The organism is Anabaena lutea FACHB-196, from assembly GCF_014698305.1.
Classification (GTDB): domain Bacteria; phylum Cyanobacteriota; class Cyanobacteriia; order Cyanobacteriales; family Nostocaceae; genus Anabaena; species Anabaena lutea.
Window position 1 is genome coordinate 161357 of sequence record NZ_JACJST010000008.1, and the last position, 14978, is coordinate 176334.

The following is a 14978-nucleotide window of genomic DNA, read 5'->3' on the forward strand; positions in this document are numbered from 1 at the left end:
ATTACGTAACAATAAGATAATTGGGTTAACTGGCTGGTGTGGTCTGAATCCCAATAGGAATGAAAATGCATACACAGAAACGCTTCAAGAGCCGATTTTTATTTTTTGACCGCTGGTTAGATCGTCATGCGATCGTTCGCAACATGGAGGCTTTCCAAGACTTAATTGTCATTTTCCTCTGTTTAGCCTTGTTTGCAGTCATGTTAGTACAATTGTGGGGAATATTTATTTCTCTCACTCATTCACTAGACTACAAACAAGTAACAGCTAAAATGTTATTTGTGTTGATTCTAGTTGAGTTATTTCGACTACTCATGATTTACTTACAAGAGCATAGTATTGCTGTTGGTGTAGCAGTCGAAGTCACAATTGTTTCCGTTCTGAGGGAAGTAGTAGTTCACGGTGCGCTAGAAATTTCTGGAATACAGACAGCAGCAATTTGTGGCTTATTGTTGATGTTGGGTGGACTATTATTAGTGTGTGCGAAAACACCACATATGGATTGCATGAGTGCTAACACAAAGTTTTGCCCGATAGTGCATCAAGGAGGTAGAGAACAGGAAAATGAACTAGAATTTCGATATTCACGTACCTGTGATGAAAACCAACCTCCTGCATAAGTAAGCCAAAAGACATAATTCTCTGGCTAGATAAACCAAGCCATAAAAGTAGCAAGTGGGAATACCAAATACTTGAGGCTGCCTCAGCAGCCTTGATACTTTTCCTTCAGCTTTTTGGTAGATGAAGGACTCTTTGAGAGTGAGTATAAATTAATTAGAAACTTTCAAAAGGGTAAATTTATGACTACTGGTAACGGACAATCGCAACAACCAATTAGTAATTTAGAGTACGACTTCATCACCGTACTGCACAACAAAGCCGCAGCAGTACAAGCTTACGAACGTTACATTCAAGATGCACAAGAAGTTAATTCTCAACCTTGTGTAGAACTATTCCAAAAATTGCGTCAATCAGAAATTGAAGAAGCACAAGAAATTCGTCATCATCTGCAACAAGTGATGGCACAAGGAAGGATGTAAACTTTAAATCCGTAGGGTGCGTTAGCGACAGCGTAACGCACCATTGATATTTTTGAAAATGACCCTTAAAATTTAGTATAGTCAATCACTTTCATTTGTTGAAATATTTTCTTCAGCCTCTGATTCTGCTTCATAAATCAGTGAATATCGTAAAAAGCTATCTCTAATATCTCTAGCTAACTGATCAAATGTTATGCAAATAATTTTGCGGGAATCTACTAAAACTTTATTTAAACGCCACTTTAATCTAGCTTTATCAATATCAGAGATAAAAGCATCTCTACCTATAATAAGGATTCCATAAAACTCTATATTTTCACTACCGAAAATAGAACGAGCTAAGGAAGTATTTTTAAAATCATCAATTTTCCAAAACCAATCAATAATTTGACTAAAACCATGTTCAAATCTGGGCGACCAATCTGATGTACTTCTTCCTTTATCTACAAAAATACTGTCTTTAGTAGCGTCTTCAAATTCAATAAAACAGTAGGTATTATTGACAGAATCACCGATGGCTAAATCGGCACGAAAATCCCCAAAAAAGCTAAATTCATGTTTAATTTGGTCAAATCTAACCATCTGAGGAATGTAAAAAGCAATATATGCAGATAAATGTAGTCGCTGCTTAAAAAAAGGGAGTATATGTTCACTTTCTTTTAATTCACGATTATTGAGAAGTAACTTTTCAAATTCTTCAAGCTCAACTAGACATTTTTTAAGGTCTAAATTGAATGAGTCTAGCCCTTTCATTTGCTAACTAACCTCTTTCAATTTTTGATAAAACCTCTCAAGACGGTCATGATTAACTATATCAACAATAGTGACTTGTCTATCTTTAAATTCAAAAATAACTCTATATTTTAAACCTGCTCGCGCAATAAAAGAATTAGGAATAGATTTCAAAGCGTGAGTGTCTATATCTGAACAATTAGGAAATTCTTCTAGACAATTAAGAACACGAATTACTTTCTTTTTATCTTCAATTGGTAAAGTGTCAAGTGCAATTTGTGCTTTATCAAGTAAAACCACTTGATTTTTAGTTAACTGTTGGTTGCTAGATTCAATACCTGAATTCATAAAATCACATATTTTTCTAGATAATATTTACATTATACTATGATTAATGAAACTTTGACCACTCATTATATCGCATACCAAACACCCTAGCAGTGCTATCAAAATTAAAAATCCGTCTGCATAAATCATACATTTGAAATTATTTGACTTATTTCTTGTAGGGTTAAAACTCTTTCACATTCTGTTTCAGTCATTTCTCTAAAGACTATTTGCCCTAGAGATGCTAAGAAGTATTTTAATTTTTGTAGGTTTAGGCAGTAGTCAGTTAGCTTTTCCATAGCTATCTCTGACTTTTCGCCATTGGGTAATTTCATCTTTTGAATTTGGGTAGATGCACCTAATACAATAACTACTTATTTAAGATTATATCAATAAATCACATCTCCTCAGCGAACCTCTGCGCTTACCTCCGCGTTCCTCTGCGTTAAAAAACAATACCCCTCTCCGCCACCGGAAAGGGGTAAATCACAGATTCAAACTCAGCACTACCTAATAAGCATCTTGCAACTCATAGAAATCAGGAGAGATGTAATCCTTACGTAAAGGCCAACCCACCCAATCTTCCGGCATCAAAATCCGCTTCAAATTGGGATGACCTTCATAGATAATGCCATACATATCGTAAGACTCACGCTCTTGCCAGTCCGCAGTCTTCCAAATCCAGTAAACTGAAGGCACAGAGGGATTTTCTCTAGGTAAGAACACCTTCACCCGGACTTCTTCTGGCTTAACAGCATTATCACTTACCTTCACCAAGTGATAAACACTTACCAATTCTTGTCCTGGCCCCAAGTCAATACCTCCTTGAAACTGGAGATAATTAAACCCGTAGGCGTACAAAGCTGTAGCGGTAGGAAGCAAGAAATCTGCTGCTACCTTAATAATCTCTACCCCGTTCACGTCTGGGGCTAAAGATTCATGGTCAAAGCCATTTTCTGTCAACCACTGAGAAACCTGACCAGCTGCAACTATCGACTCTTCTGCTGCTGGAACTAAATTAGATTCTTCTTCAGCCACGCTTTTCTTCCTCCTTTGTCTTTGTTGTCAGTAGCGCAGGTGGTATGGGCATACCTATTGCTTCCGTCAATTCCTTCGGTGGAGTAAAGCGGGTATCTGACTGCATATACTTACCAGTTAAAATCGTTGGTACTGGTTTCAAGTTATGAGTCGTGCTGTAATAGCGGTGAGTTTGCTTAATTTGACCCCGTTCTTGCATGGAATCATTAGCAATTTTTTTCCGCAGCTTAATAATTGCGTCAATAATCGCTTCAGGACGGGGAGGACAACCGGGCAAATACACATCTACAGGAATCAGCTTATCAACTCCGCGCACAGCACTAGGAGAATCAACACTGAACATTCCGCCAGTAATTGTACAAGCACCCATAGCAATTACATACTTGGGTTCAGGCATTTGTTCATAAAGACGCACCAATTGAGGAGCCATCTTCATGGTAATTGTTCCCGCAGTGATAATTAAATCGGCTTGCCGGGGGCTAGAACGGGGAATTAGACCAAAACGGTCAAAGTCAAATCGAGAGCCAATTAAAGCTGCAAATTCGATGAAGCAGCAAGCTGTACCAAACAGCAAAGGCCACAAACTAGAAAGCCGCGCCCAGTTGTAGAGGTCATCAACGGTGGTTAAGATGACGTTTTCTGACAGTTCTTGAGTGACAGTAGGGCGCTCAACGGGGTTGATGATGCGCTCTTTGTCCTGGGTGGTTATGTTAGAATTCAAGACCATTCCAAAGCTCCTTTACGCCATGCGTAAACTAAGGCGATTACGAGAATCGCAATAAAAATCAGCGCTTCAATAAACGCCAATAAACCCAAATGGTGGAAAGCAACCGCCCAAGGGTACAAAAACACAGTTTCTACGTCAAAAACGACAAAAACTAGTGCGAACATATAGTAGCGAATGTTGAATTGAATCCAGGCTCCGCCGATGGGTTCCATTCCAGATTCATAAGTGGTGCGCCGTTCCGGGCTGAAGCTACTAGGTCTGAGGAGCTTGGACGCTGAGAGCGCCAGGGCTGGTACTAGGCTACAGAGGAGGAAAAAGCCTAGAAGATATTCGTAACCGCTGAGGACAAACACAATGGATATCTACCGCTGATGGTGCAATTGAAATGGATATTGTTCTTTTACATTATATCTTTTCAGGCTTTCTGAAATCGTGGAAATTGACACACTGAGGGTATGGTGTTGATTTGATCGCCAATTAGTTGCCAATTAATTGAAAAATGCTCATGCAGTTTTTATGAATAGCAAAAAATGGGTGGTATTGAACCACTGCTATCGATAAATTGAGGGCTGGGTGAATAAATTGACAATATGAATTCCTCCATAAAAGCTAATAGTTACAATAGAGAAACCTATGAATGTATTGCGAAAGCGATCGCATTCCTGCATGAAAATCATCTGCACCAGCCTGACTTGCAAACCGTAGCTCAACACGTACAACTGAGTGAATATCACTTTCAGCGCTTATTTACGAAATGGGCAGGAATCAGTCCCAAACGTTTCTTGCAATATCTTACGGTTGAATATGCAAAATCCAAAATCATTGAGACTAAGAGCCTTTTATCTCTGACTATGGATGTGGGGTTATCAAGTCCAGGACGTTTGCACGACTTATTTGTGAAGCTAGAAGCCATGTCACCCGGTGAATTTAAGTCTGGGGGCGCTGGGTTGAAGATTTGGTATGGTATTCATGAAACCCCTTTTGGTGATTGTCTCATTGCCACAACAGTACGTGGTATCTGCAATCTTCATTTTCTTGATACAGGGGATGAAGAAACTGCTGAACAGACGCTGCGTCAAGAATGGAAAAATGCGGAAATCATTCATGATCAGGATGTGACAGAAGAAACTATTACTCGCATCTTCCAGCCAGTTGCAGACAATAGTCCTCCATTAATTGTTCATGTTAAAGGGACTAACTTTCAGATTCAAGTTTGGCGATCGCTACTGAGAGTTCCCTGGGGAGGGATTACCACCTATCAAGGTTTAGCAGCATCAATGGATCGTCCAACCGCTGCTAGAGCCGTAGGTAATGCACTAGGGAGTAATCCAGTTGCCCACTTAATTCCCTGTCATCGGGTGATTCGAGAATCGGGTGAGATGGGTGGTTATCGGTGGGGATTAGAACGTAAGACGGTTCTCCTGGGATGGGAAGCTAGTCGAAATCAGCTAAGTTAACCCATATCGATCACCACAGTATGGAGTATATTGATTTGAATAATTATTACATTCAGGAATTAAACACCGTCTAAGTTGAAATCTGTAGTTTTTTCCTCTAAAGTTCTAATTATCTGTTTGGTTTCAGGTTTTATTTTATATTCTTCCTGTTATATAAAAATTGCTTGTAGATAGTAGAATTAAGGGTTGAGCAACATTTCATTTTTTACCTCTACGATTACGCGAACTAACGGAAGTTTTTTTAGGAGGAGGAGTTATCCACTCACATTCAAAGGTTTGCTGAATCAATTTTTTCAGGCTAATTACCTTAACAGTCCCAGGATAAGAAGAACCTTCCTGACTAGCAATATTGATAATCTCATATCCAATAGCACTTAAATGTGGAGAAAGATGAACTGTACCAAAATACTTGAACGCATCACGAACATAACTGTTTTCTTCTGGAATTAAATCGAAGTCCCAGACCAAAATATGGTCTGTATGGATTAGTGGATGATTAAAATCGAACTCATCAGATGAACACTCTGGATCTGGGGTAAAGTTGAATTTATACTCAACGGTTTTGCAGGAATCAGCAATTAAGGGTCTGCCTTCGTCATCTCCTACGGTAATGCTATCAATCCCAATTCCTGAAAAAGTTAAAGGACGCAGCCATAAATTTGCATAGGGAGAATCAGGTATGACGAGATGGGATAGCAAAAAATATAATCCCCCTACACCATGTTCTTCACCCAGCTGCGGTTCGACAAAAATTTTCCGACTCAGTTGCGGATTGAATTGTTCGATAGGATATGTATCACCCTCAGTTGTTTTAATACCCTTGATAAAAAACCGAGTTCTATTTTGTAAATCGTTTTTACGCTCATTAAGTTGCGTAGTATAAGCATCAAGTCGATCTGCAATATGTTCTTTGTTAAGACGGTCAACAAGTTCTTGAAAAACTCTGTGTTTTTGTCTAGCTTCATCAAGAAATTTCTTGATTTCCACTATAAATTCATTATTATTGAGCGTTTTCTCAGATTCTTCTGTTAGGGAATTTCGGTTTGTAACGAGCCTAAAATTTCCATTGATCATGAATGCATAGTGTCTATGCCCATCATCACTTGCCAGTTCGCTATATTCTCTAAGTTCGCTGCTTTCATAAAATTTTTCGTATCGACAGACTTTGACCCCTTGTGAACAGATAAAAGTTCCTCTCTGATCTGTGAGTCGAATACCAGATCGCTTACCTCCTCGTCGATCTAACTCACGATATTCACTGTGAGCGCGACGATTACCATCAACTGCAAGAATCAGACAATAGCTTCTTTCTTCAAAAGTGATCATCTTAGCGTATCGAGCGCAAAATCTTCCATCAAATAGTCTTGAAAGACTTGTAGGTAACTTAAAGCCTTCTTCTGCTTTGTCAAGATAGGGATACCCATCAGGAATTTTTTCAAGTCCATCTGGAAATAATGGTTTATCAGAAGACAGCCACAGAAAGAGTTCACAGTCATTTCGATATCCTCTATCTTTCTTGAAAGCTAAGGAGACAGACTCAGAGAAGCCAGTTTTTTTAGGGTGTAAGGTTCTAATATCTCCATGTCGAGTATTGAAAGAAATATAGTTTTTAAGATAAGAAAGTTTATTCGTATTCCTACCATAGTAGGTCGAGAAATTATCTACGTTTAAACCCTGGACTAAAATCATCGTTCCCTGGGAAAACTCCTGCGTAAAGAAGTCTTCGCTTAATTGCTCAAGGATGGGTGTTGATCGCTCGTCTGGATGCAATAGTAGTTCTGGTAAAACTTCCCAAGGCGCTCTAGTTTCCTGATTATCTAAGGGATAATTAAGATTTAAATTATCTTTAGGGTTATCTATTTTAATCCATCTCCAAGCTGAGTCAGATTGACAACGAGTGATAAGTGCAAATTTCTTAGAGTCGAAGCATAGCTTAGATCCTTGGCATTTATATCCAATTGTCTCACCAAATGTTTTTGTACTTATGCCAACTGAAAAAAATGATTCATACAAAGTAACTCCATTAATGCTATCTTTTTCATGTTCGCTGAGTCCTATACCATTATCAAAAAAGATAAATCCTTCATACTGAATCAATGGAAAAATCTTAATTGATGAAGCATTAGCATCATAAGAGTTGGAAATTAACTCGCGAATTACTTCACATGGATCTTTGCGATTTTCCGAAAGTTCTTTAAGGATATGTTGAAAATCAACGTGGGATCTTCTACCCATATTTTGATTATTTTTAGGAAAGTTTTGTTGCGACATTTTATATTTAAATTATTAATTTATTAATTTATTAATTGGTTGTTACTGGCAATATTGCCTGTATTATAGCTTTTTTCAGTATTTTTAGAATGTTTTAAGAGATCAAAATAAAATTAATTAACAAAAGATTTATCAAAACGCTACATGGTACTTTATGTTTTGAATATATGGTTATAATATTGCTTAAATTCATCACTACTTTTACGGTACTAATCCAAACCGAGAGAATTCCAGATGCATATCTCATCAGCAATAGGATAAACCCCGACAGTATTCACACTCTGGCTATCCTTTTTGAGAGTGATAGAAAAGCCTAATAAATATGTCATAATTTGTAACGTATCTTTAAGATTTGCCCTCTGGGAGGCTTTAGCCATGAGCGAACAAGCTAAACAAGCTATTGAAACTCCAGTTTTAGATAGGTATGAATGTCGCTCTTGCGGTTACGTTTATGAACCTGAAAAAGGAGACGATAAAAGTGATATTACTGCTGGGACACTGTTTGCAGAACTACCTGTCAGTTGGCGTTGTCCAGTTTGTACTGCTAACAAGGTAGCTTTTGCCAACATTGGTCCGGCGGGTACAGCATCTGGTTTCAAAGAAAATTTAGGTTACGGCTTAGGTGTTAATACCCTGACACCAACCCAAAAGAACATCTTGATCTTCGGTGCTTTAGCCCTTGGTTTCTTGTTCTTTATCAGTCTTTACGGCTTACAATAAGAACCGGTTTTCACAAATACCTTACAAAAATTTAGAAAAGACTAAGAAATACTGATGCACTCAATTGTAAAAAAGTGGCAAGGAATTTTTGCCGCCTTAATAGTAGTTATAGCTTGTATAGGTTGTAGCAAAGTTCCCTCTATCAGCTACAATCCTTGGCAAGTTATTAATGTACCAACAGAGTCGAAACTATTCGATATTGGCTTTACTGGTAATCCCCAGCACGGTTATTTAGTTGGTAGTAATGCTACCTTATTGGAAACCAAAGATGGTGGAAATACTTGGCAGCCTCTCAAACTGGAACTAGATGATGAAAGGTATCGCTTTAACTCAGTCAGTTTTAGTGGAAATGAAGGCTGGATTGCTGGAGAGCCTTCGTTGCTGCTACATACTACTGATGAAGGCAAGTCTTGGTCACGTATTCCTTTAAACGAAAAGTTACCCGGTAGCCCAATTGCGATCGCAGCCTTGGCTGACAATACAGCCGAAATGGCGACTGACGTGGGTGCTATCTATAAAACTACAGATGGTGGTAAAAACTGGAAAGCACAAGTCGAAGCTGCTGTTGGTGTGGTGCGGAACTTAGAGCGATCGCACGATGGCAAGTATATTGCTGTTTCTGCAAAAGGTAGTTTTTACTCAGTTTGGGAACCAGGACAAGCCGCTTGGGAACCCCATAACCGTCTGAGTTCTCGACGAGTAGAAAATATGGGCTTTGCTGATAATGGCCAACTATGGTTATTAGCACGGGGAGGTCAAGTTCAATTTAGCGATTTGACTAAACCCGATGAATGGCTAGATGTAGAATATCCAGAGTTGTCCACAAGCTGGGGTCTACTAGATTTGGCCTATCGCACACCCAATGAAATTTGGATTGGTGGCGGTAGTGGTAATCTATTACGCAGTACCGACGGCGGCAAAACTTGGGAAAAAGACCGGGAAGTAGAAGGAGTGGCCGCTAATTTTTACAAAATTGTATTTTTTCAGCCAGACCAAGGTTTTATCATTGGCGATCGCGGTATTTTGCTCAAATATAACCCCAGTGCAGAATCAGCCGACCAACCAGAGGCGGCTTAAATAGTACCGAGTACCGAGTACCGAGTACGAAGCGTTGAGTAGGTTATGATTATTGCCTTTTTACTCAAAACTCGGTACTCAAAACTCGGTACTCGGTACTCAAGCCTCCTGAAAGGCTAGTTTAGAAATTCATCCAGAAGAGATTTCTGAGAAGAACGTTGCAAGTTGTAACTCTTTCTAAACTTTGTAGGATAATAAACTCAATACTAGTTTTCGTGAAGGTAGTAATTTAAATGGCAGGTACCACTGGAGAGCGTCCGTTTTCGGACATTATTACCAGCATTCGTTACTGGGTAATTCACAGCATCACCATTCCAGCTTTATTTGTAGCTGGCTGGCTATTTGTCAGCACCGGACTGGCTTATGATGTGTTTGGCACACCCCGTCCTAATGAGTATTTCACACAGGTTCGTCAAGAAGTGCCAATTGTGAAAAACCGTTTTGAAGCTAAAAAGCAAGTAGAAACATTTATCGGAAAGTAATTTGAAATCATGACTAGCGGCAATAACATCAATCAACCAGTTACCTATCCAATTTTTACGGTTAGATGGCTCGCAGTTCACACTCTAGGTGTGCCAACTGTCTTCTTTTTAGGAGCGATCGCCGCAATGCAGTTTATTCAACGCTAGGAGCAACTCATGGAAAGATCGCCTAATCCTAATCAACAACCAGTTGAATTAAACCGTACCTCTCTTTACCTAGGACTACTATTAGTTTTTGTTCTAGGGATTCTATTCTCCAGTTACTTCTTTAACTAACTGGAACTGTCTTGACTAATTTCTGTTGATTTGTTCTTAAGGGAGGAGAAAACAGTGTCTGGAAGTGGAAGAATTCCCCTGTGGGTCGTCGCTACGGTCGCAGGTTTAGGTGTAATTACTGTTGTAGGTATTTTCTTTTATGGAGCCTACGCTGGAATCGGTTCTTCATTGTAATGATAAGCTGATCCGAATTTTTGTTTAAAAAACAACAAAAAAAACCGCCTGTCTGTTTTAGATGGGCGGTTTTGCCATTAAAAATTGGGGCAGGGAGCAGGGGGCAGCTGACAAGGGTAGGTTTTTAATATTATCTGTTAAGGCAGGACTAGGAAGGCGAGGAGGGAAAGTAGACAAGGAAGATTTTCTCCGCTCAATGGTCTTTTTGCTACTAAAAGAATATGATTTTGTACGGTTTTCCTCCCTTGTCCACTGTCCTTCCTTGTCCCCCAAGCCTTGCCCTCACGACAATGTAAAATACCTACCCTTGTGAGGGGGGCAGGGGGCAGGGGGCAGTAGGTAATAATTTCTCCCCATCTCCCCATCTCCGCGTCACCGCGTCACCCCATTACCCCATCTCCCAATCTCCCCATCACTAATTAGGCGATATCTTCGCTTTCAATATATGAAAATAGAAATGCGAAGACTACTGCTGGCAAAACTAGACCAGTCAGAGGTACGAAAATGGAAGGCAAAAATGAAGAATAGGCCAAAATAGAGGGCAAAAATGAACCTGACATAGTAAAAGTCCTCTTAAGTCACACTACAATTCTGTTAGGAGCTTACTTTAAAATTCTGCCTATTTTTGCAAATTCTCAAGATTTTTAACACAGACGTTTACATACCCAGCAGTTGATCGAGTTCTATACTCGGTAAATCGGGAGGAATCACAGTTTTGACTAATGTAACTTTGCGACTTTCCTGTTGGGTAGTTAGATCGAGAGCGATCGCTTCTATACGAATTTCCACACAGCCGAAAGGCACAACTAACTGAGTTACTGCTTCCCAATTTCCCCAGGGAGTAGGTCGCAAATCTTTAAGTAGATGAGGTCCGTCTAGCAACCCGCGAGTTTGGTAATCTTCAACCCATAACTTAACTGCCATCCCTGACCATACCTCAGACAGTTCTAAACGCACTTTCACAGACTTTCCAGCCAGCAATTCACCATTGGGCATAAACAGTTGAGGTGTTGGTAACGGTGCCAGCAAAGGACTAAATATATCTACCAGTGGTTGTTCTTGTGTTTCAGGAGACTGATTGTTGTTCTCATTTGTCAGTGCAGTATAGATATCGTCTAGAACGATTTCTTGGGATAACCTAGCATTATTGCTCAGGAGCGGACTAGGAGGTAGTATTTGTTCTGCTTCTAGTGGTGATTCCCCAGTATCTAAATAAAGATTTTCTTCAGTATTATCTACATCTAACTCCTCAACTGCCGAATAGTCCTCATTGAGAGTTAAAGGCTGCTCCTCATTTGACTCATGAGTATGATGATCTTCGGATACTAACTCCATACCTTCTGGTAAAAAGTATCCTTGGCTTTGCATCCACTTTCTAATTAAAGGTGATGTATCTGGGGTATTTGCTGTGATTAATTCTTCACTGTCCAGAGTAGGAACTTGAGCAGCAGAATTTTCTCTCAATTCGACATCAGGCTCATCTTGAGACAGTGGATTTTCTTCTTCAGGTGCGACGATAGCTTCGCTCTCTTCTCTACGTTCGCGGAGCGTGTCGTAGACAGAGGCTTCGCCAACAAGACGCTCCGCGTAGCTTGCTTCCCCGGAGGGGTACGCCGTAGGCATCGCTTCATTGAGCGTATCCCTATGGGTAGCGTCTCCTACGCAAGGTATGGTTACCATCGGCTGAGACTCATCTGGTGTATTGCTTTTAACTTCTTCTGGATCGGGTGTTTTTAATCGTTTTAAGTAAGGTAAAGCGGTTTTTATCTGTTTGATCACCAGCTTTTCCAGATTAATTGGCGCTATCTTGACAGTTTCTTCCGGTGTCAGAGAATCTGCAACTACAGAATTAGTAGCAATGGCATCTTTTTGACTCCTAGGCAGTTTCGGTAGTTGTGGTGAAAGCCTATCCAAAAAAACTGTAGGTTTAATTTGCGGTGGTAGAGGTTTACTTGGAGATGGTTTCAAGATGTGAAACTGGGCTAGTTTTGGCTTCTTGCCCAAATTGAAAAGTTCTAAACCGATACTGACAGGTTGTTCTGGCTTTGTGGCTTCCACCTGGGTTGATGGCTGATTGTTGTCAGTTAATAAGTCTGGTGTAATTGATTTTTTGCTTCTAACTGTCAGTAATTCTGTTACATCTGCCGTAATTGTAAAAGCATTGCTGCCTAAGAGTATGACTTCACCACCATTCGTAATTGCGCCATATAAACTCATATCTGCCAAAATCAACTTCGATTCACACTCAGTCGGAATATCAATGGCGGTACTAAATTTAAAAGGCAGGGTTTTAGCTGTTAAAGGCTGCTTGAGTTGAGTTAGGATTTTTGACTCTAAAGGCGATCGCAGTTCGATAACTAGTTGCAGCTGATCAAGGCTTGGTGTAGATAATATTTCCTCTTCCAGATTCCCCATTTCTGCCAATTCCACGTCCCCATTTACTGTTATGGGTTTTCCCCAACTAGCAATGTAGCTATCCCGTTCTAAAGATAGTTTGATTGGTGAAAGTGGTGATATTGAGCGAAAATCCTCAGATAATTGCTCCTCTTCCAAGGAATCCGAGGTGGGTAAAGCCAAATCTATTAAGCTTTGTAAAATCTGTTCTGCTGTCTCGCCTTTAACCCAGACTGGGCTAACAGGCTGATTAATAATTATATCTTCTTCGGTTTCTGTGAAAACATCCTGGATGTCCAAATTCTCATTTGGAGTAATCCCAGATTGATTTTCTCCATCTAATTCCTGATGGAGAATACCTAGCTTTGGTTGCTCACTTAATTCTAGGGGTAAAACTTTGATAGTAAGCGTGTACTGCCAGGATTTACCCAGCATATGCGTCATCAAGTCGCCAGAGCATCGTAACTCCCAAATTCCCGGTTTGAGATCAATAAAGGGAATTACAGCCATAAGTCCATCTGTATTAGTGCGACGCAAACGCTTAAAAATTCTCCGTTTGGGGAGAACTTCCTGGATTGACGAGTGAGTTACCCGCACTTCTACATCTGTATTAGCAAGGTGAGAACGAGCCAAAACTCTATACTTACCTGCCAAAATTTTTAGAGTTGGCGATTCCAGGGTTTGCCAAGTGTGATCGCCCTGTTTCTGTATCAGAAATTGCCAGTGTTCCATTGTGAGTAATGCCCAAACCGAAGAGTCGCCGATTAATATTTTGCATTAACTTGCTTGCAAGTTTAACTCAGGAATACGTAATTGCATCACTTATCTTGGTTCAAGATATCTACTATAGTAATCCGGTTTGATTTCTGTATCCCTTGCGGGAGGCGTAGGCATATTGATTTGTGTGGGCAGGGAACAGGAAAGAAGGGTTTCACTATTTACTGAGTCTTGTTCAATAATCAAATAGGAGTCCTAATATTACCTCTCAAAACGGTTGAGTTAAGGAAAATCGTAAGTTAAGTGGAACACAGTAGAGTGCTAATATCAATTCACTTAAACTAAAGCTACAAATGAATCTCCGCGTCTGTCTATTTGTATCAACCTTCAAGTGAAACGGTGTAAGGCAAGGCTAATAAAGAGTCTGCTGTTTTACCCATCAGACAAAAAAAACGATAGACTCATTACAACTATGAGAATTCAAAATAGTTGCTGGTGTGTATATAGCGTTTCCTAGTCGGCTGAGGTACAAATTTATCTGCGTCCATCTGCGTCAATCCTCTTCTATCTGCGGTTAAATCTTTAAAAGCTGTACCTTGGGATAAGGCAGGGGGCAGGGAGAAAAAGGGTTTGAGTCTTGTTTACTTTTCTTTACATAGTTTGTTTTTTTGTGCCTACCTACTAAATTAAGCAAAGAGTCAATAAGTTCACCCTCTTTGACTCCTGCAACTCCTAAATTCTGCTTTGGTCGGATAATTTTACATTTATTGTTAAGTATCAGATTTTAATAAAGATATCCAGATAAATAGTGAAAAATCTGACAATTCATGATTTTTATTTGATTTATTATTAACCAGATTAAGTTTATGACAAATATAATTTGATTATGCCTAATTCAAAAATTTTTTCCACATCTTTAAATTTTCAAGAAGATTACCCTTGTCCTGTTTGTCGCATCGGTAAAATTTCCCATATGCCATTAATGGAGGCGATGTCTTGTGACTTTTGCCAAGAGATTTTTACCGTTAATTTAGAACTACAACAAATTAAAATGCCTTCTAGAGAACCTCCATTGGTTTGGCGGTGGAATGGCTACAAGTGGACAGAAGCCCAGTTAGAAGGTGTAGAATTGGGTTGGGGTTATGTGGTCGCCGCAATTGCTTTTGTATTTTTTCCTACTACTTTAATTGCCATAGGAGCTTATCATTTTCCCCCACAACTTAATGATCCTCTGACTTGGGTACCATCTATCTGGACAGCACTGACTTTTTTATCACATTTAGCAATCATAATTTGGATTTTCATTGAAGTTTATCAAATCCCAATCGTGGCATATTTTCGAGCTATAACTCGCTGGAGAAATGGATTAATCAGGTGATTCAAAATTCAAAATAGAGCCGACCGCACGCTAGGCCAAAAAAATTGCAGACTGTTAAATCAGGAAATTTACAACCCAACGGGAGTCTACTCTTAAGTGTAATATAAGCTACCAAGCTTTTACTTAGTGTTCTGATAGGGTAGCCTTTCTTTTCTGATATGAGCGTAG

At 39.6% G+C, this 14978-nt stretch carries 19 protein-coding genes; 10 read left to right on the forward strand and 9 right to left on the reverse strand.

Features of this window, described 5'->3' with window-relative positions; genetic code table 11:
* Positions 1–65: 65 nt before the first annotated feature.
* Positions 66–620 (forward strand): phosphate-starvation-inducible PsiE family protein, encoded by a 555-nt coding sequence (locus tag H6G59_RS11165; protein WP_190714373.1) that lies wholly within the window; start codon positions 66–68, stop codon positions 618–620.
* A gap of 180 nt (positions 621–800) precedes the next feature.
* The gene (locus H6G59_RS11170) at positions 801–1040 is read left to right on the forward strand and encodes a hypothetical protein (RefSeq protein WP_016949276.1); all 240 of its coding nucleotides are present in this window, start codon (positions 801–803) and stop codon (positions 1038–1040) included.
* Positions 1041–1121: 81 nt separating this feature from the next.
* Here H6G59_RS11170 and H6G59_RS11175 read toward each other — a convergent pair whose 3' ends face one another.
* The 6 genes from H6G59_RS11175 to ndhC form a co-directional block, all read right to left on the reverse strand.
* Positions 1122–1793, reverse strand: a complete 672-nt coding sequence (locus H6G59_RS11175) for a Shedu immune nuclease family protein (protein ID WP_190714375.1) — start codon at positions 1791–1793, stop codon at positions 1122–1124.
* A gap of 3 nt (positions 1794–1796) precedes the next feature.
* Positions 1797–2120 (reverse strand): type II toxin-antitoxin system RelE family toxin, encoded by a 324-nt coding sequence (locus H6G59_RS11180; RefSeq protein WP_190714377.1) that lies wholly within the window; start codon positions 2118–2120, stop codon positions 1797–1799.
* 125 nt (positions 2121–2245) lie between these two features.
* Positions 2246–2434, reverse strand: a complete 189-nt coding sequence (locus tag H6G59_RS11185) for a hypothetical protein (protein WP_190714379.1) — start codon at positions 2432–2434, stop codon at positions 2246–2248.
* 175 nt (positions 2435–2609) lie between these two features.
* Positions 2610–3137, reverse strand: a complete 528-nt coding sequence (locus H6G59_RS11190) for an NAD(P)H-quinone oxidoreductase subunit J (RefSeq protein ID WP_190714380.1) — start codon at positions 3135–3137, stop codon at positions 2610–2612.
* Positions 3130–3864 carry an NADH dehydrogenase subunit K gene (locus tag H6G59_RS11195; RefSeq protein ID WP_190714383.1) on the reverse strand — a complete coding sequence of 245 codons (735 nt, stop codon included), beginning with the start codon at positions 3862–3864 and terminating at the stop codon, positions 3130–3132. The genes H6G59_RS11190 and H6G59_RS11195 overlap by 8 nt, the downstream gene beginning before the upstream one ends.
* The gene (ndhC, locus tag H6G59_RS11200) at positions 3855–4217 is read right to left on the reverse strand and encodes a photosynthetic/respiratory NAD(P)H-quinone oxidoreductase subunit C (RefSeq protein ID WP_127055227.1); all 363 of its coding nucleotides are present in this window, start codon (positions 4215–4217) and stop codon (positions 3855–3857) included. The genes H6G59_RS11195 and ndhC overlap by 10 nt, the downstream gene beginning before the upstream one ends.
* Positions 4218–4454: 237 nt before the next feature.
* On the opposite strand from ndhC, the gene H6G59_RS11205 reads away from it, so the two are divergent.
* Positions 4455–5321 carry a methylated-DNA--[protein]-cysteine S-methyltransferase gene (locus tag H6G59_RS11205; protein WP_190714385.1) on the forward strand — a complete coding sequence of 289 codons (867 nt, stop codon included), beginning with the start codon at positions 4455–4457 and terminating at the stop codon, positions 5319–5321.
* 198 nt (positions 5322–5519) lie between these two features.
* Here H6G59_RS11205 and H6G59_RS11210 read toward each other — a convergent pair whose 3' ends face one another.
* A complete protein-coding gene (locus H6G59_RS11210; protein WP_190714387.1) occupies positions 5520–7592 on the reverse strand; it encodes a hypothetical protein in 2073 nt (690 codons plus the stop codon).
* Between the two features lie 375 nt (positions 7593–7967).
* Here H6G59_RS11210 and H6G59_RS11215 point away from each other — a divergent pair, with 375 nt between their 5' ends.
* The 6 genes from H6G59_RS11215 to H6G59_RS11240 all read left to right on the forward strand — a co-directional run bounded on the left by H6G59_RS11215 (position 7968) and on the right by H6G59_RS11240 (position 10321).
* Complete coding sequence (locus tag H6G59_RS11215; protein WP_190714389.1) at positions 7968–8312, forward strand: rubredoxin; 345 nt, start codon at positions 7968–7970, stop codon at positions 8310–8312.
* A 54-nt stretch (positions 8313–8366) separates the two neighbouring features.
* Positions 8367–9389 (forward strand): photosynthesis system II assembly factor Ycf48, encoded by a 1023-nt coding sequence (locus H6G59_RS11220; RefSeq protein ID WP_190714391.1) that lies wholly within the window; start codon positions 8367–8369, stop codon positions 9387–9389.
* 233 nt (positions 9390–9622) lie between these two features.
* Complete coding sequence (gene psbE / locus H6G59_RS11225; RefSeq protein WP_016949289.1) at positions 9623–9871, forward strand: cytochrome b559 subunit alpha; 249 nt, start codon at positions 9623–9625, stop codon at positions 9869–9871.
* A gap of 9 nt (positions 9872–9880) precedes the next feature.
* Positions 9881–10018: a cytochrome b559 subunit beta gene (gene psbF, locus H6G59_RS11230; RefSeq protein ID WP_015115279.1), complete on the forward strand. Its 138-nt coding sequence runs from the start codon at positions 9881–9883 to the stop codon at positions 10016–10018.
* Between the two features lie 9 nt (positions 10019–10027).
* Positions 10028–10147, forward strand: coding sequence for a photosystem II reaction center protein PsbL (locus tag H6G59_RS11235; RefSeq protein WP_084776858.1), 120 nt, complete (start codon positions 10028–10030; stop codon positions 10145–10147).
* Between the two features lie 54 nt (positions 10148–10201).
* A complete protein-coding gene (locus H6G59_RS11240) occupies positions 10202–10321 on the forward strand; it encodes a photosystem II reaction center protein J (RefSeq protein ID WP_016949290.1) in 120 nt (39 codons plus the stop codon).
* Positions 10322–10740: 419 nt separating this feature from the next.
* On the opposite strand, the gene psaI is transcribed toward H6G59_RS11240, so the two are convergent.
* Together psaI and H6G59_RS27340 are read right to left on the reverse strand one after the other, a co-directional pair.
* Entirely contained in the window at positions 10741–10881 is a 141-nt protein-coding gene (gene psaI, locus H6G59_RS11245) for a photosystem I reaction center subunit VIII (RefSeq protein ID WP_083389547.1), read from the reverse strand.
* Positions 10882–10978: 97 nt separating this feature from the next.
* The gene (locus tag H6G59_RS27340) at positions 10979–13447 is read right to left on the reverse strand and encodes a hypothetical protein (protein ID WP_242038850.1); all 2469 of its coding nucleotides are present in this window, start codon (positions 13445–13447) and stop codon (positions 10979–10981) included.
* A gap of 871 nt (positions 13448–14318) precedes the next feature.
* On the opposite strand from H6G59_RS27340, the gene H6G59_RS11255 reads away from it, so the two are divergent.
* A complete protein-coding gene (locus tag H6G59_RS11255) occupies positions 14319–14810 on the forward strand; it encodes a hypothetical protein (protein ID WP_190714393.1) in 492 nt (163 codons plus the stop codon).
* The last annotated feature ends 168 nt before the right edge of the window (positions 14811–14978 follow it).

Coding starts and splice junctions, on each gene's coding strand:
- H6G59_RS11175 (WP_190714375.1), bottom strand. CDS start 1,793: ATGAAAGGGCTAGACTCATTCAATTTAGACCTTAAAAAATGTCTAGTT.
- H6G59_RS11185 (WP_190714379.1), bottom strand. CDS start 2,434: ATGAAATTACCCAATGGCGAAAAGTCAGAGATAGCTATGGAAAAGCTA.
- H6G59_RS11165 (WP_190714373.1), top strand. CDS start 66: ATGCATACACAGAAACGCTTCAAGAGCCGATTTTTATTTTTTGACCGC.
- H6G59_RS11235 (WP_084776858.1), top strand. CDS start 10,028: ATGGAAAGATCGCCTAATCCTAATCAACAACCAGTTGAATTAAACCGT.
- H6G59_RS11220 (WP_190714391.1), top strand. CDS start 8,367: ATGCACTCAATTGTAAAAAAGTGGCAAGGAATTTTTGCCGCCTTAATA.
- H6G59_RS11215 (WP_190714389.1), top strand. CDS start 7,968: ATGAGCGAACAAGCTAAACAAGCTATTGAAACTCCAGTTTTAGATAGG.
- psbF (WP_015115279.1), top strand. CDS start 9,881: ATGACTAGCGGCAATAACATCAATCAACCAGTTACCTATCCAATTTTT.
- H6G59_RS11210 (WP_190714387.1), bottom strand. CDS start 7,592: ATGTCGCAACAAAACTTTCCTAAAAATAATCAAAATATGGGTAGAAGA.
- H6G59_RS11170 (WP_016949276.1), top strand. CDS start 801: ATGACTACTGGTAACGGACAATCGCAACAACCAATTAGTAATTTAGAG.
- H6G59_RS11255 (WP_190714393.1), top strand. CDS start 14,319: ATGCCTAATTCAAAAATTTTTTCCACATCTTTAAATTTTCAAGAAGAT.
- psbE (WP_016949289.1), top strand. CDS start 9,623: ATGGCAGGTACCACTGGAGAGCGTCCGTTTTCGGACATTATTACCAGC.
- H6G59_RS11180 (WP_190714377.1), bottom strand. CDS start 2,120: ATGAATTCAGGTATTGAATCTAGCAACCAACAGTTAACTAAAAATCAA.
- psaI (WP_083389547.1), bottom strand. CDS start 10,881: ATGTCAGGTTCATTTTTGCCCTCTATTTTGGCCTATTCTTCATTTTTG.
- H6G59_RS11205 (WP_190714385.1), top strand. CDS start 4,455: ATGAATTCCTCCATAAAAGCTAATAGTTACAATAGAGAAACCTATGAA.
- H6G59_RS27340 (WP_242038850.1), bottom strand. CDS start 13,447: ATGGAACACTGGCAATTTCTGATACAGAAACAGGGCGATCACACTTGG.
- H6G59_RS11195 (WP_190714383.1), bottom strand. CDS start 3,864: ATGGTCTTGAATTCTAACATAACCACCCAGGACAAAGAGCGCATCATC.